Here is a 20,207-nt window from a genome sequence, read left to right as displayed (position 1 = left end):
CCGGAGCCACCATGAGCGACACACTGCCCAATCTCGACACCACATTGATTTCTGCCAAAACCGTGCAACCCGCTAGCCCGCACAAACCACGCATCCTGTTGTTATACGGTTCGACGCGGGAACGCTCGTTCAGCCGCCTGCTGGTAGAGGAAGCGGCCAGATTGCTCGAACACTTTGGCGCCCAGACTCGGATCTTCAACCCCTCGGGCCTGCCGCTGCCCGATGACGCCCCGAATGATCACCCCAAAGTCCAGGAACTGCTGGAACTGATGCAGTGGTCTGAAGGGCAAGTGTGGTGCTCGCCGGAACGGCATGGCGCGATGTCAGCTGTGTTCAAGGCGCAAATCGACTGGGTGCCTCTGGCATTGGGCGCGGTACGCCCGACTCAGGGCAAAACCCTCGCGGTGATGCAGGTGTGCGGCGGCTCCCAGTCATTTAATGTGGTCAACCAGTTACGCGTGCTGGGTCGCTGGATGCGCATGTTCACCATCCCCAACCAGTCTTCGGTGCCCAAGGCCTATCTGGAGTTTGACCAGCACAACCGCATGAAACCGTCTGCGCTGTATGACCGCGTGGTCGATGTCATGGAGGAACTGGTGAAGTTCACCGTATTGCTGCGCGATCGCCCGGACCTGGTTGACCGGTATTCCGAACGCAAGGAGTCGGCGCAAGAACTGAGCCAGCGGGTCAATCAGCGCTCAATTTGAACAGTGGCTGTTGTTGAAGAAGTCGACGCGCGCCTCGACTTCTTCAACCTGGTCATTTACAGATGCCTGAACACCGCAGCCGCGATCACCCCTGCGGCAATCGCCGGCAGCGGCTTCTTGAGCAGCAGCATCACTGCTGCGGTGGTCAGCAAGGCCAGCCGTGCGCCGTTATCGCCGTTGAGGGCCAGGGGCGCGAGCAAGGCGACCAGCACCGAGCCCGACATGGCGCTGATAAATTGCTGCACCCGGTAGTTGATGGGCACGAAGGACATCACGAAAACGCCCCCCAAACGCGTAATCAACGTGACCACAGCCATAATCAGAACAATGATGAAGGTGCCGTAACCGGCGGTATCGATGCTCATTTTTTCTTCTCCATCCACACCGCACCCAACACCCCGCCCGCCAATGCGCCGACCACCACATGGCTGTTTTCAGGCAAGTAGCGGTACGCCAACAGCGACGAGGCGCCCGCCACGCACCAGATAATCAGCATGCGCAGGTTTTTTTGCCCGCCGATTACCATCGCCAGCAGAAAACAGCCCATCACCATGTCCAGGCCCAGGCTGACCGGGTCTTCAATTGCGCTGCCGAAGTACACGCCCAGCCAACTGCCCAGCACCCAGGCCGCCCACAGGGCTATGCCACCGCCCAGGATCAGGCCGATGCCCGATTTGCCGCTGTTGAATGCCTGCATCGACATTGCCCAGTTGGCATCCGAGATCACCATCATCACTCCGTAGCGCTTGGCCGCAGGCAGCTCGCGCAGCCAGGGATACAAGGTCGCACCCATCAGCAGATGGCGGGCATTGATGGCAAACACCGTGACGATCAGGGGCACAACCGGGACCTGCGCCCCCCAGAGATCAAGGGCACCAAACTGCGAGGCCCCGGCGAATACCAAAGCGCTCATCAACAAACTGGCGCTGTTGTCCAGACCGGTCTGCGCGGCAGCCAGACCGAAGGCCACACCGAACACCACCACAAACATGGAAATGGGCAACAGCTGCTTGAAACCATCCCCTACCTCGGCCCAGTTCAGCTCGACCACGCTTTTATCACTGCTCGACAACACACCACCCCTTCTGCGCTACGCCACACTGTTTTTATGCCCGCATTATGCGGGGCTGAATCTAATGCACAACAGTGCGCAGGTGTGAAAGGTGTCGCAATGTCAGGGTTGGCGCGGCGTTTTCAGACAGGCCCGGCTATTTGTGCCCGGGTTGCGTACGAACCCCTCGACCACGATATACAGCAGCGGGCCGATGGCGACGAAGACCGCGGTCAGCAGCAGGTACGGCAGCACACTGGCCAGCGAGCGGCCTTTACCGCGTGCATCGCGGTACATCCACACGCAAGCCAGCGCCGCCATCAGGTACAGGTCGATCACCACTTGAGCCGTGTCCGGGCTGGCCATCAGTTCCAGTCCGAAAGCTGCAAGGGACTGGTGGGCGGTCAACATCGTGAAGATTGTGTAAGCAGAGAACCCGAGCAACGCGGCAAGGGCGAGACAGGATTTTTTCATTAGCATTTCCGAATCGACGAAGTGGACAAGGCTCCAGTTAGTGATACTTTTCCCCCACCGGCAATGACCTCACAGGTCATGGACTCAGCCTTTTGCCCCTGCCAGAGTTTATGGATGAACAACCTGACCTTTCCCCGCATCAACACCCCGACAACCGCTGGCCCGCAGCTGCGTCTGCTGCGCCGTCAGGCCGGTATGAGCCAGCTGGAGCTGGCCTTGATCACGGGTATTTCCCAACGCCATTTGAGCTGCATCGAAACCGGGCGCGCCAAACCCGGCCCCGGCACCTTGCATAACCTGCTGATGGCCCTCGAGGTACCGCTGGAGCAGTGCAACAGCCTGTTTCTGGCCTCGGGTTATGCGCCGCGCTACGAGACAACGCCGCTCTCTTCGCCGGCCATGGAGGCCGTACGTGAGGCCATCAGCCATGTGTTGCACGCCAACAACCCCGCCCCGGCGATTGTGTTGGGCAGCCACTGGCAGGTGCTGGATGCCAACGCCAGCACCGCAGCCCTGTTCAGCCTGGTCGGACTGCCCGCAGACGCGGCCCGGGACTTGAACCTGCTGACCACACTGCTGCAACCCGGCGGCCTGGGTGATTACCTGATCAACCCCGAAGAAATAAGAACCCTGGCCTGGCAACGGGCGACACGCGAGGCCCTGTCCAACCCCGTACTGGCCAGTCTTATGCAAACCCTCAGCGCCCCGGACACCCTCGCGGCCCTGCCCCGGGAACTGCCGCCACTGGTCTTGACCCGCATTGCCTGCGCCCATGGCGAGCTGAACTTCATGTCCACCTTCACCACATTCGGCATGCCGCTCGATATCACCGTAACCTCAATGCGTATCGAGCATCTGATCCCGGCGGATGCACAAACCTGGCAGATCATGACAGCGGCTTATGAGCGCTCACGGGGCTGAAGATCCGTCAGTCCTGGCAAAAACGGATGCGGTTGCCAAACGGGTCATGAACCTCCAGCACCCGTCCCCAGCCCTGCTGGACAATCTGCGGGCGGCCATAACCGTAGCGCTTGGCCATTAGCTCGTCGTGCAGCAACTCGATATTGTCCATGGGTACGAATACCGTGGAGCCGGGGCTGGCATCGCCATGATGCTCGGAAAGATGCAGTTGCAAGCCGCTGCGGCTGATGCCCAGATAGAGCGGCAAACCTGCTTCGAAGCGGTGCTCGAACTCAACGCTGAAACCCAGGAAATCCAGATAGAACTCTCGGGCCTTGGCCTCATCAAACATCCGCAATATCGGAATCGGCCTGTCGAAGCTAATTGCCGGCGCAGCACTCTGCACAGGCAGCCGTGCGCTGGCCGTATTCCAGTCCTTGTAACCCAGTTGCCTGGCAACCAGTTCAAGGGCGATGGCATGGGTGACTTCCAGATTGCGCGCCTGCAGCGAGGTTCGCAGGCTCTTGGCCATCTGTTTGGCTTGCTCGATTGACAGCATCAGTGCTCCCGGGGGCGAAGGCTTTTGGTGCTCGCGTTGCCAAACCTCGACCGTCAAGAGAGAGGGGAAAAGGCAGATAATCATGCTTTCACCTTCCCATGGGGAGCGAGCGGCGGGCAGCATCGGCCAGTGCCGATAGTACACAAGCCCTGCACCGGGTTACAGCCTCAACGCCCCTGCATGACATATGCTTGAAAGCACCTTCAGCGATCACTCAGGAAAACCCATGGGCTCGACTTTCTATTCAAGCTGGACATTCTGGGCATTACTTTCGGCGGTGTTCGCTGCCATGACGGCGATTTTCGGCAAAATTGGCATTACCGGCATCAACTCCGATTTCGCCACCTTACTGCGTACCGTCGTCGTGCTGGTGAGCCTGGCACTGATCCTCTACGCAACCGGCCAGTATCAGTCGCTGGGCTCGATTTCGGCGCGCAGCTATGTGTTTCTGGTGCTCTCGGGGCTGGCCACCGGGGCCTCGTGGATCTGCTATTACCGAGCCCTGCAACTGGGCCAGGCGTCACTGGTGGCGCCGGTGGACAAACTCAGCGTGGTGATCGTGGCCGTGCTGGGCGTGACGCTGCTGGGTGAAAAGCTCGATATTCGCCAATGGGCGGGGATCAGCCTGATTACCGTGGGTGTGGTGTTGCTGGCGTGGCGGCGATAGGTGCCCTTTGGCACCACGACACTTTCAGACAGATACGCGGCCCGGGGAGTGACTTTTCCTGCAAGCCAATCCTAGTATTGCCGCGCGTCACCCTGCCGCAAAAAAAATAACGTATGGAAACTCAGCAAATGCCCTTCACCCGTACCCTTCTTGCCCTGTCTTTGGGCATGGCTTTAATGCACAACCCGGCCTTCGCCGCCCCGCCGCTGTCGATGGTCGATGGCGTTGCCCAGGTCAATACACAGGACAGCAATGCCTGGGTCGAGATCAACAGAGCCGCGTTCGTCCACAACATTGGCGTGTTGCAAGCGACTGTGGGCGACAAATCGAAAATCTGCGCCGTGCTCAAGGCCGATGCCTACGGTCACGGCATCGGCCTGCTGATGCCTTCAATCATCGCTACCGGTGTGCCTTGCGTTGGCGTGGCGAGCAATGAAGAGGCTCGCGTGGTACGTGAAAGCGGCTTCAAGGGCCAACTGATCCGTGTGCGTACGGCAGCACTCAGCGAGCTGGAAGCGGCGCTGCCGTACAATATGGAAGAGTTGGTGGGCAACCTTGATTTCGCCGTCAAGGCCAGCCTGATTGCCGAAAAACACGGCCGTCCGCTGGTGGTGCACCTGGGCCTGAACTCCAGCGGCATGAGCCGCAACGGCGTGGAAATGACCACCGCAGAGGGCCGCCGCGACGCGGTCGCCATCACCAAGGTGCCGAACCTGGAAGTGCGCGCGATCATGACCCACTTCGCGGTAGAAGACGCCGACGACGTGCGTGCAGGGCTCAAGGCGTTCAACGAGCAGGCACAATGGCTGATCAATGTTGCAGAACTCGATCGCAGCAAAATCACCCTGCATGCGGCCAACTCGTTCGCCACCCTGGAAGTGCCGGAATCGCATCTGGACATGGTTCGCCCGGGCGGTGCGTTGTTCGGCGACACGGTGCCGTCGCACACCGACTACAAGCGCGTGATGCAATTCAAGTCCCATGTCGCCTCGGTCAACAGCTACCCCAAGGGCAACACCGTGGGCTATGACCGCACCTGGACGCTGGGCCGCGACTCGAAACTGGCCAATGTCACCGTGGGTTACTCCGACGGTTACCGCCGTGCCTTTACCAACAAGGGTATCGTGCTGATCAACGGCCATCGCGTGCCGGTGGTGGGCAAGGTCTCGATGAATACCCTCATGGTCGACGTTACAGACGCGCCGGATGTCAAAAGCGGCGACGAAGTGGTGTTGTTCGGGCAACAGGGCAAGGCCGAAATCAGCCAGGCGGAAGTTGAAGACATCAACGGTGCATTGCTGGCCGACCTGTATACGGTGTGGGGCAACTCCAACCCGAAGGTCCTGGTCGAGAAGTAGGGCCTGCGTAGAGCTTGTAGAGACTCTGTTGCAGGTCAAGCCCTAGTGTGGGAGCGAGCCTGCTCGCGAACGACTTCGCGAGCAGGCTCGCTCCCACATCTGACACAGCGCGAAACATTCCCGAGCATACGCTAATGAGAAGCGCTATCATTGCGATCCTTGTCAGTGTCTGCTCCGGGATTGCAATCGATGCTCACGTCCTCCCCTTCCTCACGCCGTGCCGTGGGTGAACTCTATGTTCAGCATCACGGCTGGGTGGTGCAGTTGCTGCGCCGCAAGCTGGGCAATCAGGAGCAGGCTCTGGATCTGGCCCAGGACACGTTTGTGCGCATGTTGCGTACCGACACACCCGCGCCGCTGCGCGAACCCCGGGCCTATCTCACCACCATTGCCAGCCGTCTGTGCGGCCAATACTTCCGTCGTCAGGCGCTGGAGCGGGCCTATATGGAGTCCCTGGCGCTCCTGGAGCCGCAGCTTGTGCCCTCCCCGGAATCTCGCCTGCTGGTGTTGGAGGCACTGGACGCCGTCGGCCAGGTGCTCGATGGCCTGGGCGCAAAAGTACGGGAGATTTTTTTGCTGTCGCAACTGGACGGCCTGACCTACCCGCAGATCGCCGAACGCATGGGCCTGACCGTCAACGTGGTGCAAAAAGCCATGCTCAAGGCTTACCGACACTGCTACAGCGCGGTCTACACCGGGTGAGTCTGTTCGAGCCCGCCAACACCCAGCGCCTCGACCAGGATGTGGTCGAGCAAGCCTTGCAGTGGATGGTTACCGTGCAATCGGGCGTCAGCACCGAGGCCGAGCTTCTGGCCTGCCAGCATTGGCGCGCGCAATCCGCGCAACATGAACTGGCCTGGCAGCGCCTCACCGGGCTTAATACCGACATTCGCGACAGCACCCGCATGCTGCCTGCCGCCGGTGCCCGGACGTTGCTGCGCTCGCGCAATGCCCCGGGCAGACGCACGCTGCTCAAGGGCTTTGCCGGCCTGGGCGTGATGCTGGCCACCGGCTATGGGGTGCGGGAACGGGTGCTGCTGCCAGAGCTGTTCAGTGACTATCGCACCGCCACCGGCGAGCGGCGCCAATTAACTCTGGCAGAGGGTGTCGACCTGACCCTCGACACCCACACCGCCCTCGATACCCGCACCACCGCCGCTGGCACCGAACTGTTCCTGAGCCTGGGCCGCGTGCTGGTCAGCGCTGGCGATATCAGGCTCAGCACCGCCAATGGCCAGGTGCTGCCCGCGCCCCGCTCACGCCTGGTGATCAGCCACAACCTGCCGTGGCAGGCAGGCACCCAGGTCCAGGTGCTGAGCGGCAGTGCATCGATCAAGCTGGCACGGGGCGACAGCTTGAGTCTGGATGCCGGCCAGCAGGTAACGTTCGACAGCCAGACAGACAGCACACCGCGCCCGGTCACGGTCGGTGCCGATGCCTGGGTCAACGGCCTGCTGATCGCCGAACGCATGCCACTGGGCCAGGTGATTGCCCAGCTCAACCTCTACCGCCGTGGCGTGGTGCGCTGCGACCCGCAAGTCGCGGCATTGCGGGTGTCGGGATCGTTCTCCATCGACCGCCCCGATGCCAGCCTCGACCTGCTCACGCGGGTGCTGCCAATCCGCGTGCAGCGAGTGTTTGGCTACTGGGCCAACGTGGTCGCGGCCTGAAAATAATTATTTTCAATACCGCCGGCAGTTTTTCTTATCTGGTGCATCAAGTTCAGGGAAGACGCTGATTAACAGCGCAACGCCGACCCTTTTCATACATGGACAGTCTTTATGCACAGCCGACTTACCCCCCTCGCCGGTGCCTTGCGCACCTTTGTATTCGGTTTATCCATTGCCACGGCCAGCCAAGGCGCATTCGCAGCCTCAGGCAGCGAGCATGCCTACAGCATTGCGCCGGGCAGCCTGGACGCGGTGCTGGGCAGTTTTGGCCAACAGTCCGGGGTAATGATCGCGGTGGATTCGAGCCTGACAACCGGTATGCGCAGCAGTGGCTTGAGCGGCAACTTTGCCGTCGACGAAGGCCTGCAACGGCTGCTCGCCCCGCTGGGCCTGCAGGCGGTCACTGACGGCGACGGTTACCGGGTTATTGCCAGACCAGCGCAAGGCAACGGTGAACTGCAATTGCAGGCCACCCAGGTTACCTCCAACCAGCTTGGGACCATTACCGAAGGCAGCGGCTCGTATACCCCCGGCACCATCGCCACGGCCACACGCATGGTACTGACGCCACGGCAAACGCCGCAGTCGATCACCGTGATTACCCGCCAGCATATGGATGATTTCGGCCTCAACTCCATCGACGAGGTGATGCGCCATACCCCTGGCATCACCGTCTCGACCTTCGACAGCGAGCGCACCAACTACTATGCCCGCGGTTTCTCGGTGGAGAACTTCCAGTACGACGGCATTCCCACCCTGCGCAACTCGGCGTACTCCTCGGGCCAGACCCTGAGTGACATGGCCATCTACGACCGCGTGGAAATCCTCAAGGGCGCCACGGGCCTCTTGACCGGTGCCGGATCCCCGGGGGCGACGATCAACCTGATCCGCAAAAAGCCGACCCGCGAATTCAAGGCCAGCATCGATGTCGGTGCCGGCAGTTGGGATAACTACCGCACCCAGGTTGACGTCAGCGGCCCGCTGACCGACAGCGGCAACATTCGCGGCCGTGCCGTGGCGGCCTACCAGGACAAGCACTCGTTCATGGACCGCTATAAGCGCAAGACCGGGGTCTATTTCGGCACCCTCGAAGCCGACCTCAGCGATGACACCCTCCTGACCCTGGGCTTTGATTACCAGAACAACGACCCCCACGCCTCGGGCTGGTCGGGCAGCCGCCCGCTGTTCGACCGCAACGGCGAGCGTATCGACGTCAAGCGCTCGTACAACAACGGCGCCAACTGGAGCCGTTGGGAGCAGACCACCCAGAGCGTGTTCGCGACCCTGGAGCACAGCTTCGCCAACGGCTGGGTCGGCAAGGGCCAGTTGACCCATCAGGTCAACAGCTACGATGCGCCGCTGGGTTCGGTCATGAGCGGCCCCTTCCCGGCCACCGGCCTGTCGTCGATCTATGCCAACAAATTCACCGGGAACACCCGCACCGACGCCGCCGATGCCTACTTCAGCGGCCCCTTCAGCCTGGCTGGCCGCGAGCATGAACTGGTGATCGGCGCATCGGCCTCCAGCGCCCACTGGCAAGGCAAGGACTACGGCAACCCGACCTTCCTCAGCGCCAACGTCATTGATTTCTGGAACTTCGACGGCAAGACCACCGAGCCGGACTGGGGCGCACCGACCCAATACAACGACACCACCACACGCCAGACCGCAGGCTACATCAGCGCACGCTTCAACCTGACCGACGACCTTAACCTGCTGTTGGGCACACGGCTGGCCAACTACTGGCTGACCGGGGATTACCACACCACCGAGACCGGCCGCCTCGTGCCTTACGTGGGTGTTACCTACGACCTGAACGACAACTTCACCGCGTATGCCAGCTATACCGACATTTTCATGCCGCAAACCTACAACCGCGATCGCAACAACAAAGTGCTTGAGCCCGATGAAGGCAAAAACTACGAAGTGGGAATCAAGGGCGAGTTTTATGGCGGCAGGTTGAACACCAGCCTGGCCTATTTCGAGGTACATGAAAGCAACCGCGCCGAACCGGACGCCGAGTACAACGCCGATCCGACCAACCCGTCGATCCTCTATGCATCAGTCGGCACCAAGGCCAAGGCCAAGGGCTTCGAAGCCGAGATGTCCGGCGAACTGGCACCGGGCTGGCAGGCCCAGGCCGGCTTTACTCACAAGGTCATTCGCGGCAGCGACGACGAAAAAATCTCGACCTGGGAGCCCGAAGACCAGTTGAGCCTCTACACCACCTATAAATTCAAGGGGCCGCTGGACCGCTTGACCATCGGTGGCGGCGCACGCTGGCAGAACCGCAGCTGGCAGAACATCTACAACCGCGCCAAGGACCAGTACCAGGACTTCAGCCAGGACGCTTACTGGCTGGTCGATGCAATGGCCAAGTACCAGGTCAGCGAGCACCTGTCCACCACACTCAACGTCAACAACCTGTTCGACAAGCAGTACTACACCAATATCGGCTTCTACAACACGGCGTATTACGGTGACCCGCGCAATGTAATGGTCAATACCCGCTGGGATTTCTAGGGCGCTTTTTTTGCGCCCGCTGGATACTCAAGCACTGACCCAGCGCTACTCGAGATCTCCCAATGGAATAATCTGCGCGCTGCCATGGCGCACTCCGCGCTCGGCCATCACCTGGCGCGTCAGCTGCGCCACCTCGCCGACCGTGCCCTTGAGCACCGAGACTTCCATGCACTTGCCCTGATCCAGATGCACATGCAGCGTCGACAGGGTCAGGTCATGGTGCTCGTGAAAGGCCGTGTTCAGACGCTTGGACAGCTCCCGGGTGGCGTGGTCATAGACGTAACTCAAGGTTGCCACGCAGGCACTTTGCGGGTCGCCCTGCTCCGGTTCCAGCAGGCCGGCGCGCAACAGATCGCGGATGGCCTCGGAGCGCCCCTGGTAGCCGTGGGTGCCAACGCGCTCATCAATTTCGGCCAATAAAGCATCGTCCAGCGAAATAGTGACCCTCTGCATCTAATCGGCCTCGCAGTTATGAACTTTTGACATAGACTTCATACCCAGCATCTGATCAGGCCACTGGCCATCAACTGAGGGAGACGCAGTGTGAAGCAGTCATGGACTAAAAAACAGCTGACCTTATGGATGATTGGAGCCTGCCTGAGCGCAGGCTTGTCGACTGCATGGGCGGGCGATGCAGCCCCCACACTGACCTACTCGTGGCCAACCAATGCCGGGCCGCTGGACCCTCGCGGCTATTCGCCGAACCAGATGTATGCCCAGGCCATGGTCTATGAACCGCTGGTGCGCTACACCGCCCAAGGCACTCTGGAACCCTGGCTGGCCACGTCATGGACAGTGTCAGCAGATGGCAAGACCTACACCTTCACCCTGCGCGACGGTGTGACCTTCAGTGACGGCAGTTCGTTCAACGCAGCCGCAGCCAAGGCCAACCTCGACGCGGTGCTCGCCAACAGCAAGCGTCATCAGTGGATGGAGCTGGTCTCCACCCTGGAGCGTGTCGAAGCACCGGACGAGCACACCCTGGTGCTGGTGCTTAAACACCCCTACTACCCGACCCTGATGGAACTGGCGCAGGTTCGCCCGTTGCGCTTTGCCGCCCCCGAGGCAAAGCCCGGCGTGCCGGTGGGCACCGGGCCCTGGGTACTGACGCAAACCCGCCGTGGCGAGTTCGACCGCTTCGAGCGCAACCCGCACTACTGGGGGCCCAAACCGGGCTATGGTTCGGTACTGGTGAAAGTCATCTCCGACCCGGACAGCCGCGCCATTGCCCTGCAAACCGGTGAAATCGACCTGATTCAGGGTGCCGACGGCGAAATCTCCCCCGGTACCTTTGTGCGCCTGCGCGATTCGGGCTTCAAGACGGCCATTTCCGCACCGCTGGCCACCCGTACCGTGGCAATGAATACCGGCCTGGCTCCGACCAATGAACTGGCCGTGCGCCAGGCGATCAATCAGGCCGTGGACAAGGACACTATCATTGCCAAGGTGCTGCATGGCCAGGAGCCGCGGGCCGATGCGCTGTTCGCCAGCAACATGCCGTATGCCGACCTGGGCCTCAAGGCACTGCCCTACGACCCCGAACAGGCCAAAAAAAACCTGGAAGCGGCAGGCTGGAAAGTCCCTGAAGGCAAACGCATTCGTGAAAAAAACGGCCAGCCGCTAAGTATCGAACTGGTGTTTCTGGGCCCCAGTGCCCTGCAAAAAAACCTCGCCGAAATCATTCAGGGCGAACTGGCCAAGGTCGGCATCGACGTCAAGTTGCGCGCCGAAGAAGACGGTGCCCTGGTGCAGCGCCAGCGCGAGGGCAAGTTCGGCATGATCTTCGCCGATACCTGGGGCGCTCCCTATGACCCGCACTCGTTTGTCAGCTCCATGCGCTACGCCGGACACGCCGACTACATGGCCCAGCTCGGCCTGCCGATGAAGGCGGCCATCGACCGGAAAATCGCCGAAGTACTGGGCGAAACCGACGAGGGCAAGCGCGCTGACGATTACCGCGAGATCCTCACCACCCTGCACGATCAGGCCGTGTACCTGCCGATCTCACACCTGACGGCCATCAGTGTCAGCGGAAAAAACGTCGACAATGTTCAATTCGGCAGCACGCTGTTTGATGTGCCGTTCGAAGTGATGCACCCCACCACAGGGAAGCCATAAACCATGCTGCGCTATATTATCCTGCGGCTTGTGCTGCTGATCCCGGTGCTGCTGGGGGTGTCACTGATCGTCTTTGTCCTGCTGCACCTGGGCAATGGCGACCCGGCCCTGGACTACCTGCGCCTGTCGCAGATCCCTCCAACCGACGCCGCGCTGGCCGAGGCACGCCACGCACTGGGCCTGGACCGGCCACTGCCCGAGCAGTACCTCACCTGGCTGTGGAACGCCGTGCACCTGGACTTCGGCACCTCCTATATCACCGGGCGCCCGGTGCTCGATGACATCCTCTATTACCTGCCCGCCACCCTTCAGCTGGGTGGTCTGGCGCTGCTTGCCACGCTGGTAATGAGCATTCCGCTGGGTCTGGCGGCGGCCCGCTGGAAAGGTCGCTGGCCCGACCAGGTGGTGCGCTTCATCACCTTTATCGGTGTTTCCATGCCCAATTTCTGGTTGGCTTTTTTGCTGATTGCATTGTTCTCGCTGTGGCTGGGCTGGCTGCCGCCGATGGGCCGTGGTGGTCCGCAGCATCTGCTGATGCCGGTTCTGGCGATTGCCCTGATGTCGATGTCGATCAACGCCCGCCTGCTGCGCGCCAGCCTGCTGGATGTGCGTGAGCATCGACACGTGTTTTATGCCCGGGCCCGTGACCTGAACGAAAAGCGTGTATGGCGCGACCATATCCTGCGCAATGCCTGGATGCCGCTGGTGACCGCCACCGGCATGCACATTGGCGAGTTGCTCGGAGGTGCCCTTGTGATCGAAACCATCTTCGCCTGGCCCGGTGTTGGCCGCTTCGCGGTCAGCGCCGTGCTCAACCGTGACTTCCCGGTGATGCAATGCTTCACCCTGCTGCTGACCACACTGCTGGTGCTGTGCAATCTGGTGGTGGACATCTGCTACGCCTGGCTAGACCCGCGCACACGTTTCTCGGGGGTGATGGCATGAGCACAATAGCGGCGGTCTATACCGGTAAAAAATACGGCGCGCGCATCGGCTACGGGCTGGTTGCCCTGCTGTTGCTGATGGCGCTGTTCGGCCCCTGGCTGGCACCCTACGACGCCACCCTGGTGAATCTGGACGAGCGTCTGCTGCCCGCCAGTACCAGCCATTGGCTGGGCACCGACCACCTGGGGCGCGACGTGCTCTCGCGCCTGATCGTCGGTACGCAACTGTCCCTGGGCAGCGTGGTGCTGGTGCTGGGTCTGGTACTGGTGCTGGGCGTGGTGATTGGCGGTATCGCCGGGATAGTCGGCGGCAAGCTCGACATGTTCCTGATGCGCCTGTGCGACATGTTCCTGACCTTCCCCACCCTGGTGCTGGCGTTTTTCCTGATCGCCTTGCTGGGTACCGGCCTGACCAATGTGATCATCGCCATCGCGCTGTCCCACTGGGCCTGGTATGCGCGGATGGTTCGCGGCATGGTGCTGGCCCAGCGTAACCGGGATTATGTGCTGGCTTCACGACTGGCCGGTGCCTCGCGCCTGACCCGGCTGCGCCAGCATGTAATGCCCAACGTCGTGGGGCAACTGCTGGTGCTGGCATCGATGGACATTGGCCACATGATGCTGCACGTCTCGGGCTTGTCCTTTCTGGGTCTGGGCGTCAGCCCGCCAACCCCCGAGTGGGGCGTGATGATCAACGATGCCAAGGAATTTATCTGGACCCAGCCGCAGTTGCTGCTGTGGCCGGGCCTGATGATCTTTATCTCGGTGATGGCCTTCAACCTGCTGGGCGACGCCTTGCGCGACCGCCTTGACCCCAGCGTACTGGCGGAGATCAAGGAATGAAACACACATTGGTGATTCGCGACCTGACCCTCAAACACCGGCAACGCACCCTGGTCGACCGGGCCGAACTGACCCTCAGGGCCGGCCAGGTGCATGCGCTGGTCGGTGCCAGCGGCTCAGGAAAATCGCTAACCAGCCTGGGCATCCTCGACTTGTTGCCTCCTGGCGTACACAGCAGCGGCGCCACCCTGTTGCTGGATGGCCAGGTGGTGGATGCTGCGCAATTACGTGGGCGCGAAGTGGCATTGGTGCTGCAGAACCCGCGCAGTGCCTTCAACCCGGTACGCTCACTGCGCCAGCATGCCCTTGAAACCCTCCAGACCCGCGACCTGCAAGGTGCCGAGGCCGAGCAGCTGATTCAGAGCACCTTGCAGGAAGTGGGCCTGCACGATGCTCAACGGGTGCTCGACTCATTTGCCTTTCAACTGAGCGGCGGCATGCTGCAACGGATGATGATCGCCCTGGCCCTGCTCGCCGACAGCCGTTTTTTGCTGGCTGACGAACCTACCAGCGATCTGGATGTTGTGGCGCAGGCACGTTTTCTCGACCTGCTGGAACGACTGGTAGCGCAGCGCAACCTTGGCGTGCTGCTGATCACCCATGACATGGGCGTGGTGGCGCGCTGCGCCGATCAGGTCAGCGTCATGGCCCACGGCCGTATTGTCGAACAGGCCGATGTTCACCGGCTGTTCAATTCACCGCAAAGCCAGGAAGCACGCACGCTGCTGGCAGCACACCACTCATTGACAATGGAGAGCTGCGCGCCATGAGTTTTATTCAGGTACGCGACCTTGAGCACGGTTACAGCGCTGGCGGGCTGTTCAGCAAACGGCATCGGGTACAGGTGCTGAGCGGCTTGAATCTGGACCTGCACGAAGGTCAAAGCCTTGGCCTGCTGGGAGGTAGCGGCAGCGGTAAAAGCACCCTGGCGCGCCTGCTGATGGGGCTGGAAAGCGCCGACCAGGGCAGCATTGTGTTCAAGGGTCAGCCTCCGTTTTTACAGCGTGTGCAGATGGTCTTTCAGGATGCCCTCAGCGCTTTCAACCCCCAGCGCAGCATTGGCTGGAGCATTGCCGAGCCTTTGCGCCATCTTTCAGACATGGACGCCTCGGCGTGCAGGACCCGGGTTGAGCAATTGCTCCAGCAAGTCCAGCTTGAGGCCCGTGACATCGACAAGCTCCCGGCACAACTGAGCGGCGGGCAACTGCAGCGCGCCGGTATTGCCCGGGCCATGGCGATCGGCCCGCAGCTGATTATCCTCGACGAAGCCCTGTCCAACCTTGACCGGGTGCTGCAAGTGCAGATTCTGGATTTGCTCGCACAGGTACGGCGCGAGTCGGGCACCGGTTTTTTGCTGATCACCCATGACCTGAGCCTGGTGCAGCGTTTTTGCCAACGGGTGGTAGTACTGGCAGACGGCAAGCTGGTGGAAGACCTGCCGGTCACGGCGCAGATGCGCTTTACTCACCCGGCTGCGCGAACCTTGCAGGAGGCGGTGTTGCCGGCGATGCCCAGGGCCAGGAGCGTTCGTGAGCCGCAGTTGCAGGCCTGAAACGGCTAACACCCACAAACCGTAGCAGTTGCCTGTTCCTTCGACAGCGGCTACAGGAAACTGCAACTGTGGGAGCGAGCAGGCTCGCTCCCACAATAGGGCTTGACCTGTAACGGAGTATCGACAAAGGCTGGCTTCACGTTCCGCTTTTAACCTTGCTCCACACCCGCGTGCGCACCCGTTCAAGCTTGAGCGGCAACGGCTCCAGCGGGAACAAAGTGGCCATGACTTTCTCGTCAGGGTAGATATCCGGGTTGTCGCGCAACGACGGGTCCATCAGTGGCCTGGCGTCCTGGTTCGCATTGGGATATTTGAGGTAGGTCGAAGTCCGGGCTATCACCTGCGGGCGCAGCATGTAGTCGATAAAGGCCAGCCCCTGCTGCGGGTTGGGCGCGTCGTTGAGCAACACCAGGCTCTCAACCCAGATCGGCGCCCCTTCACGGGGGATGCTGTAGCGGATGTTGCGCCCATTGCCGGCCACCTGCGAGGCGGTTTTGGCGTCTTGCACCCCGCCTGCCCAACCCAGCACCACGCAGACGTTGCCATTGGCCAGGTCGGTAATGAATTTCGACGAGTCAAAATAGCGGATATAAGGACGTAACGTCAGCAGCAACGCTTCGGCCTTGGCATAGTCCCGGGGGTCGCTGCTGTTGTATGGCAAGCCGAGGTAGTGCAAGGCGATTGGAATGATTTCACCGGGGGCATCGAGCATGGCTACACCGCACTGGCTCAATTTGCTCAGGTTCTCGGGCTTGAAGATCAGGTCCCAGGAATCCACCGGCGCATCCGGCCCAAGTATCGCCCTGACCTTGTCGACGTCATAACCCACCCCGGTAGTGCCCCACAAATACGGCACGGCATAACGATTGCCGGGGTCATTGCTCTGCATCTTGGCAAGGATGGCCGGGTCCAGGTGTGCGAGGTTGGGCAACTGCCCCCGATCGAGTTCCTTGAGCACCCCGGCCTTGATCAGGTTGGGTAGCAGGTCACCGGTGGCCACAACCACGTCATACCCGCTGCGACCGGCCATCAGCTTGCTTTGCATCACATCGCTGTTGTCGAACACGTCGTACATCGAGGCTGTGCCGGTTTCGGCCTGGAAGTTTTTCATCGTGTCCGGAGCGATAAAGTCGTACCAGTTGTAGATATTCACCTGAGGTTCGGCGGCGTGAACCAGGCTGCAACCCAATAGCGCAGCCAGGGCAATAACCGTCGTGTTTTTAGTCTTCATTGGCTGGCTCCAATCAACAGTTCGCGACGCCCGTCCGGGTGTTCGAGCTGTTCACCCGACAGCAGCAAGCGACGATCCTTGAGGTAGTCGTAGTCTCGCCGGGCAGCCTTGAGCTGATCCAGATCCAGCGCTACAACATGGCGAATCTCATCGCGCCCGGCCTCGAGCAACACCCGCCCGAACGGATCGACCGCCATGCTGCCACCCGCGAACACCAGCCCGTCATCCCCGCTACCGACGCGATTGACCATCACCGCAAACGCCTGGTTCTCCTGGGCACGGGCCATGATCGAGGTACGATGCACCGGGCCGTAGGGGTCCATATTGCCGTTGGTGACAATGATCAGTTCAGCCCCCAGTTGCGCCAGTGCTCGGCCGGTTTCCGGCAGCTCAATGTCATAACAGATCAGCAGGCCAACCCGCACACCCTGCCAGAGCACGGTGGTAAAACGGTCGCCGGGGGTAAAGTCGCCGCGTTCACTTGGCCACAAATGGGTCTTGCGGTACTGCAAGGCGATCCCCTCGGGCGTGACCAGTACCGAGGTGTTATAGAAGGTGCCGTGATGATTTTCCGCCAGCCCCACCACCACACTGACTCCACGTTCGCGTACGGCCTGCAATACCGCACCCAGGGTCGGGCCGGTCAATGGCTCCGCCACCTGCGCCAGTTGCTGGCCGCCGACAAAGCCGGTCAGGTGGGTCTCCGGGAATACCAGCAGCGCAGTATCGTCAGCGCAGCTGGCGATGGCGCTCAATGTACGCGACAGGTTATAAGCGGTGTCGCCGTCACGGCCTGCCAGTTGCACCAGTTCAATGTTCATCTCGGATCCTTGCAGGGTGGGATGAGCCGAGTATGGTGCGCGGCACCGCGCCAATAAATGACTTCGATGGGGTAACACCCGGTGGGTAGTGAGATGAATCTGACCTTGCAGGATGTGGCCTGGCATGACGCGATGGGCCGCGTGATCGAAACCCTGGACCGGCCCAATTTCTGGACTGCGCTGGTACGTTTGCTGGGCCGCTATGTACCCGTGGACAACTGGGTGGTGCTGATCTACAGCGCTGGCAAGCCACAGGTTCTGGCCGAGTCCCCCGGTGCAGACGGTGGCATGGATTCGCTGTTCCAGGACTACCTCAAGGGGCTTTACCTGCTGGACCCGTTTTATATCGCCAACCGTGAAGCACCGCAAAGCGGCTTGTTCCGCCTGCAGGACGTGGCCCCCGAATGCTTTGAACAGACCGACTACTACCAGCGTTATTTCCGCCTGAATATCGTTACCGACGAGGTGCATATCAATGTGCAACTCGACAATCAACGCACCCTGAGCCTGTCACTGGGCAGCCAGTGCCGTTTCAGCCTGGAACAGAGTGCATTGCTGGGGTTGGTGCAGCCGTGGGTGGCCGCCTTGATGCGCCAGCGCCTGGTTTTTGAGCGCGACCCCAAGGAGGCACCGGAGCTCACGCCCAACTGGCAAAGCCGCCTTGAAGCGGCTGCCGAGCAGTTGACCTCGCCGTTGACCGCACGCGAAATGGAAGTCGCCCTGTTGCTGCTAAGTGGTTGTTCGAACAAGGAAATCGCCCGAAAACTGGCAATTTCTGCGGAGACCGTCAAGGTCCATCGCAAGCACATGTACGGCAAGTTGGGAATCAAGTCACAGTCCGAACTGTTCTCGCTGTTTTTGCAGGCTCAAGAATAAAAAGCGCTTAACGTGGCAGCGCCTCGCAGTGTAAGTTTGGAAATGTTTTGTTTCACTTACTTCATGTTTCCATCCAACGACCTGTACAGGAACGCCCAGCAAAATGGACTTTTCACTTAAACAACTGGCCGCTGCAACCCTGATGATGGCCAGCCTCGCTGCGTTCAGCACTGCAGCCCACGCCACCATCACCCCGCAACAGAGTGCTGTCATCCTCAAGACGTTCAGCGACACCCATGTCACTGACTTCCGTCAGTTTCTGGGGGCGTTGGCCAAGAGTGAGCTGGCGCAAAAAGATAATCTCGGCCCGACCATCAGCGCCTTTCTCGACAACAAGGCACTGGCCCCCGAGCAACAGAACGAGATCTATCGCCTGCTGGGCCTGTATACCCGGCTCAAATACGGCAAGGCGGCTACCGACACCCTGCGTGAACTGGTGGCCATCCCCACCGTCAACCTGGACGACGTGCCCCAGTACGAGAACCCGCAATTTCTCAAGATCGCCGACAAGATCAAGGATCTGGCCAAGGCCTTTAACCTGAACTTTCGCAATATCGACAACCGTGTCTATGAAGTCTCCCTCGAAGGCAGTGGCGATGAAGTGGTCGGTATTCATGCCCACGCCGACGTAGTGCCGGTAACCCCGGAAAACTGGGTACTCAAGGACGGCACCCAACTCGACCCGTTCAAGGTCACACTGATCGGTGACCGTATGTACGGGCGCGGTACGGAGGATGACAAAAACGGCATCGTGGTGGCGATGTACGCCATGAAAGTCATCAAGGAAGAACAACTGCCACTGGCCAGGAACTTCAAGTTGCTGATCGACACCACCGAAGAAACCAGCGGTGATGCCATTCCTTATTACTTCGAACACAACCCGGTGCCCAACTACAACCTGGCGCTGGATGGCGGCTACCCGGTGGTGATTGCCGAAAAAGGTTACGGCACCGTTATGGCCACCTTTGCCCGGCGCAAGGGCGAAGGCCAGGGCGCCGAAATCGTCTCGCTGACCGGCGGCATGGTGACCAACCAGATCCCGTCGACGTCGGTAGCAACCCTGGTGACCGACAAACCCGCCGAGCTGGCGGCCAGCCTGAACAAGGCCGGTGCAGAATATGCCAAACGCAATGGCGGTGATTTCGAGGTCAATGCCAAGGTGGTTGGCAAGGATGTCGTGCTGACCGTAACCGGGGTTTCTGCCCACTCCTCAGAGCCCGAGTCGGGGGTCAACCCGGTGGCACGGATGCTCGACTTTATCAGTAGCGTCGACGGCCCTATCGCCCTCAAGCACAACCACATTACCGACGCAGCGCACTATGCTGCCGACAACTGGGGCCTGGACTACAAGGGCGGCAAGCTGGGGGTCGGTTTTGCCGATGACTTTATGGGGCCGCTGACCACCTCACTGACCTTTGTGGGGCTGGACGACAAAGCGCTCAAGCTGGCGGTCAACCTGCGCGTGCCCAAGGGCAAGTCGCCGGAGGCACTGAAAGCGCAGATTGCCGAGAAGCTGACAGCCTGGAGCAAGAGTCAGCAGGTACCGGTGAGTTTCGAGTACTCGATTGCCGAGCCGATGTACCGCAACCCCGAGGGTGAGTGGGTCAAGGCGCTGTTGGCGGTAGCCAGCGAAAACCTGGGCATGGAGCACACGTACGGTACTTCGGCGGGTGCAACCTCGGTGCATGAACTGCCTAATGGCGTGCAATTCGGCCTGGCCATGCCAGATGTGAAATACACCGGGCATACCGATAACGAGTTCAAGACCGTGGAGCAGTTCATGCTGGACCTGCAGATCGTCACCGAGATGATGGCCCGGGTGGGGCAGTTGCCGAAACTGTAAGGGCAAATCCCCGTAGCAGCTGCCGAGGAACGCAGCCTCGTTCCTACGGCAGCTGCTACGCAAGGTTGAG

General features: G+C 60.7%; 21 protein-coding genes. 14 read left to right on the top strand and 7 right to left on the bottom strand.

Features of this window, described 5'->3' with window-relative positions; translation table 11 throughout:
- The first annotated feature begins 11 nt into the window (after positions 1-11).
- A complete protein-coding gene (gene arsH / locus GHN92_RS10680) occupies positions 12-707 on the top strand; it encodes an arsenical resistance protein ArsH (RefSeq protein ID WP_095000099.1) in 696 nt (231 codons plus the stop codon).
- A 56-nt stretch (positions 708-763) separates the two neighbouring features.
- Here arsH and GHN92_RS10675 read toward each other — a convergent pair whose 3' ends face one another.
- From GHN92_RS10675 to GHN92_RS10665, 3 genes are all read right to left on the bottom strand, one after another.
- Entirely contained in the window at positions 764-1,072 is a 309-nt protein-coding gene (locus GHN92_RS10675; RefSeq protein ID WP_095000098.1) for an AzlD family protein, read from the bottom strand.
- Positions 1,069-1,779 (bottom strand): AzlC family ABC transporter permease, encoded by a 711-nt coding sequence (locus tag GHN92_RS10670; RefSeq protein WP_095000613.1) that lies wholly within the window; start codon positions 1,777-1,779, stop codon positions 1,069-1,071. Before GHN92_RS10670 ends, GHN92_RS10675 begins: the two co-directional genes overlap by 4 nt.
- 102 nt (positions 1,780-1,881) lie before the next feature.
- The gene (locus GHN92_RS10665) at positions 1,882-2,232 is read right to left on the bottom strand and encodes a DUF2834 domain-containing protein (RefSeq protein ID WP_095018497.1); all 351 of its coding nucleotides are present in this window, start codon (positions 2,230-2,232) and stop codon (positions 1,882-1,884) included.
- A 114-nt stretch (positions 2,233-2,346) separates the two neighbouring features.
- On the opposite strand from GHN92_RS10665, the gene GHN92_RS10660 reads away from it, so the two are divergent.
- Positions 2,347-3,153 carry a helix-turn-helix domain-containing protein gene (locus GHN92_RS10660; protein ID WP_240043282.1) on the top strand — a complete coding sequence of 269 codons (807 nt, stop codon included), beginning with the start codon at positions 2,347-2,349 and terminating at the stop codon, positions 3,151-3,153.
- 7 nt (positions 3,154-3,160) lie between these two features.
- On the opposite strand, the gene GHN92_RS10655 is transcribed toward GHN92_RS10660, so the two are convergent.
- Complete coding sequence (locus tag GHN92_RS10655) at positions 3,161-3,691, bottom strand: glyoxalase superfamily protein (RefSeq protein WP_095000095.1); 531 nt, start codon at positions 3,689-3,691, stop codon at positions 3,161-3,163.
- A gap of 226 nt (positions 3,692-3,917) precedes the next feature.
- Here GHN92_RS10655 and GHN92_RS10650 point away from each other — a divergent pair, with 226 nt between their 5' ends.
- The 5 genes from GHN92_RS10650 to GHN92_RS10630 all read left to right on the top strand — a co-directional run bounded on the left by GHN92_RS10650 (position 3,918) and on the right by GHN92_RS10630 (position 9,909).
- Positions 3,918-4,358 carry an EamA family transporter gene (locus GHN92_RS10650; RefSeq protein WP_095000612.1) on the top strand — a complete coding sequence of 147 codons (441 nt, stop codon included), beginning with the start codon at positions 3,918-3,920 and terminating at the stop codon, positions 4,356-4,358.
- 128 nt (positions 4,359-4,486) lie between these two features.
- On the top strand, positions 4,487-5,716 hold the full coding sequence (alr, locus tag GHN92_RS10645; protein WP_095018494.1) for an alanine racemase: 1,230 nt from the start codon (positions 4,487-4,489) through the stop codon (positions 5,714-5,716).
- A 189-nt stretch (positions 5,717-5,905) separates the two neighbouring features.
- On the top strand, positions 5,906-6,418 hold the full coding sequence (locus tag GHN92_RS10640; protein ID WP_095000093.1) for a sigma-70 family RNA polymerase sigma factor: 513 nt from the start codon (positions 5,906-5,908) through the stop codon (positions 6,416-6,418).
- The gene (locus tag GHN92_RS10635; protein ID WP_095000092.1) at positions 6,415-7,386 is read left to right on the top strand and encodes a DUF4880 domain-containing protein; all 972 of its coding nucleotides are present in this window, start codon (positions 6,415-6,417) and stop codon (positions 7,384-7,386) included. Before GHN92_RS10640 ends, GHN92_RS10635 begins: the two co-directional genes overlap by 4 nt.
- A 111-nt stretch (positions 7,387-7,497) precedes the next feature.
- Entirely contained in the window at positions 7,498-9,909 is a 2,412-nt protein-coding gene (locus GHN92_RS10630; protein ID WP_153380109.1) for a TonB-dependent siderophore receptor, read from the top strand.
- A gap of 45 nt (positions 9,910-9,954) precedes the next feature.
- Here GHN92_RS10630 and nikR read toward each other — a convergent pair whose 3' ends face one another.
- Complete coding sequence (gene nikR, locus GHN92_RS10625; RefSeq protein ID WP_095000090.1) at positions 9,955-10,362, bottom strand: nickel-responsive transcriptional regulator NikR; 408 nt, start codon at positions 10,360-10,362, stop codon at positions 9,955-9,957.
- Positions 10,363-10,452: 90 nt separating this feature from the next.
- Between nikR and nikA the strand changes: the two genes are divergently transcribed.
- The 5 genes from nikA to GHN92_RS10600 are packed head-to-tail and all read left to right on the top strand — an operon-like array spanning position 10,453 to position 15,366.
- On the top strand, positions 10,453-12,027 hold the full coding sequence (gene nikA / locus GHN92_RS10620; protein ID WP_095000089.1) for a nickel ABC transporter substrate-binding protein: 1,575 nt from the start codon (positions 10,453-10,455) through the stop codon (positions 12,025-12,027).
- A gap of 3 nt (positions 12,028-12,030) precedes the next feature.
- The gene (gene nikB, locus GHN92_RS10615; protein ID WP_153380107.1) at positions 12,031-12,972 is read left to right on the top strand and encodes a nickel ABC transporter permease subunit NikB; all 942 of its coding nucleotides are present in this window, start codon (positions 12,031-12,033) and stop codon (positions 12,970-12,972) included.
- A complete protein-coding gene (nikC, locus tag GHN92_RS10610; RefSeq protein WP_095019861.1) occupies positions 12,969-13,814 on the top strand; it encodes a nickel ABC transporter permease subunit NikC in 846 nt (281 codons plus the stop codon). The genes nikB and nikC overlap by 4 nt, the downstream gene beginning before the upstream one ends.
- The gene (locus GHN92_RS10605) at positions 13,811-14,584 is read left to right on the top strand and encodes an ATP-binding cassette domain-containing protein (RefSeq protein WP_095024618.1); all 774 of its coding nucleotides are present in this window, start codon (positions 13,811-13,813) and stop codon (positions 14,582-14,584) included. Before nikC ends, GHN92_RS10605 begins: the two co-directional genes overlap by 4 nt.
- A complete protein-coding gene (locus tag GHN92_RS10600) occupies positions 14,581-15,366 on the top strand; it encodes an ATP-binding cassette domain-containing protein (protein ID WP_153380105.1) in 786 nt (261 codons plus the stop codon). The genes GHN92_RS10605 and GHN92_RS10600 overlap by 4 nt, the downstream gene beginning before the upstream one ends.
- Before the next feature lie 136 nt (positions 15,367-15,502).
- On the opposite strand, the gene GHN92_RS10595 is transcribed toward GHN92_RS10600, so the two are convergent.
- Positions 15,503-16,597, bottom strand: a complete 1,095-nt coding sequence (locus GHN92_RS10595) for a polyamine ABC transporter substrate-binding protein (RefSeq protein ID WP_153380103.1) — start codon at positions 16,595-16,597, stop codon at positions 15,503-15,505.
- The gene (locus GHN92_RS10590) at positions 16,594-17,418 is read right to left on the bottom strand and encodes a carbon-nitrogen hydrolase family protein (protein WP_095018489.1); all 825 of its coding nucleotides are present in this window, start codon (positions 17,416-17,418) and stop codon (positions 16,594-16,596) included. Before GHN92_RS10590 ends, GHN92_RS10595 begins: the two co-directional genes overlap by 4 nt.
- Before the next feature lie 93 nt (positions 17,419-17,511).
- On the opposite strand from GHN92_RS10590, the gene GHN92_RS10585 reads away from it, so the two are divergent.
- The gene (locus GHN92_RS10585) at positions 17,512-18,294 is read left to right on the top strand and encodes a helix-turn-helix transcriptional regulator (RefSeq protein WP_095000082.1); all 783 of its coding nucleotides are present in this window, start codon (positions 17,512-17,514) and stop codon (positions 18,292-18,294) included.
- Between the two features lie 103 nt (positions 18,295-18,397).
- Positions 18,398-20,137 carry a dipeptidase gene (locus tag GHN92_RS10580; protein WP_153380101.1) on the top strand — a complete coding sequence of 580 codons (1,740 nt, stop codon included), beginning with the start codon at positions 18,398-18,400 and terminating at the stop codon, positions 20,135-20,137.
- The last annotated feature ends 70 nt before the right edge of the window (positions 20,138-20,207 follow it).

The organism is Pseudomonas sp. FSL R10-2964 (assembly GCF_009600035.1).
GTDB lineage: Bacteria > Pseudomonadota > Gammaproteobacteria > Pseudomonadales > Pseudomonadaceae > Aquipseudomonas > Aquipseudomonas bubulae.
This window is presented reverse-complemented; position numbering and strand designations above follow the sequence as displayed.

What these genes read in the sequence shown, in the direction of transcription:
- arsH (WP_095000099.1), top strand. Translation starts at nt 12, where the DNA reads ATGAGCGACACACTGCCCAATCTCGACACCACATTGATTTCTGCCAAA.
- GHN92_RS10675 (WP_095000098.1), bottom strand. Translation starts at nt 1,072, where the DNA reads ATGAGCATCGATACCGCCGGTTACGGCACCTTCATCATTGTTCTGATT.
- GHN92_RS10665 (WP_095018497.1), bottom strand. Translation starts at nt 2,232, where the DNA reads ATGAAAAAATCCTGTCTCGCCCTTGCCGCGTTGCTCGGGTTCTCTGCT.
- GHN92_RS10660 (WP_240043282.1), top strand. Translation starts at nt 2,347, where the DNA reads ATGAACAACCTGACCTTTCCCCGCATCAACACCCCGACAACCGCTGGC.
- GHN92_RS10655 (WP_095000095.1), bottom strand. Translation starts at nt 3,691, where the DNA reads ATGCTGTCAATCGAGCAAGCCAAACAGATGGCCAAGAGCCTGCGAACC.
- GHN92_RS10650 (WP_095000612.1), top strand. Translation starts at nt 3,918, where the DNA reads ATGGGCTCGACTTTCTATTCAAGCTGGACATTCTGGGCATTACTTTCG.
- alr (WP_095018494.1), top strand. Translation starts at nt 4,487, where the DNA reads ATGCCCTTCACCCGTACCCTTCTTGCCCTGTCTTTGGGCATGGCTTTA.
- GHN92_RS10640 (WP_095000093.1), top strand. Translation starts at nt 5,906, where the DNA reads ATGCTCACGTCCTCCCCTTCCTCACGCCGTGCCGTGGGTGAACTCTAT.
- GHN92_RS10630 (WP_153380109.1), top strand. Translation starts at nt 7,498, where the DNA reads ATGCACAGCCGACTTACCCCCCTCGCCGGTGCCTTGCGCACCTTTGTA.
- nikR (WP_095000090.1), bottom strand. Translation starts at nt 10,362, where the DNA reads ATGCAGAGGGTCACTATTTCGCTGGACGATGCTTTATTGGCCGAAATT.
- nikB (WP_153380107.1), top strand. Translation starts at nt 12,031, where the DNA reads ATGCTGCGCTATATTATCCTGCGGCTTGTGCTGCTGATCCCGGTGCTG.
- nikC (WP_095019861.1), top strand. Translation starts at nt 12,969, where the DNA reads ATGAGCACAATAGCGGCGGTCTATACCGGTAAAAAATACGGCGCGCGC.
- GHN92_RS10605 (WP_095024618.1), top strand. Translation starts at nt 13,811, where the DNA reads ATGAAACACACATTGGTGATTCGCGACCTGACCCTCAAACACCGGCAA.
- GHN92_RS10600 (WP_153380105.1), top strand. Translation starts at nt 14,581, where the DNA reads ATGAGTTTTATTCAGGTACGCGACCTTGAGCACGGTTACAGCGCTGGC.
- GHN92_RS10595 (WP_153380103.1), bottom strand. Translation starts at nt 16,597, where the DNA reads ATGAAGACTAAAAACACGACGGTTATTGCCCTGGCTGCGCTATTGGGT.
- GHN92_RS10590 (WP_095018489.1), bottom strand. Translation starts at nt 17,418, where the DNA reads ATGAACATTGAACTGGTGCAACTGGCAGGCCGTGACGGCGACACCGCT.
- GHN92_RS10585 (WP_095000082.1), top strand. Translation starts at nt 17,512, where the DNA reads ATGAATCTGACCTTGCAGGATGTGGCCTGGCATGACGCGATGGGCCGC.
- GHN92_RS10580 (WP_153380101.1), top strand. Translation starts at nt 18,398, where the DNA reads ATGGACTTTTCACTTAAACAACTGGCCGCTGCAACCCTGATGATGGCC.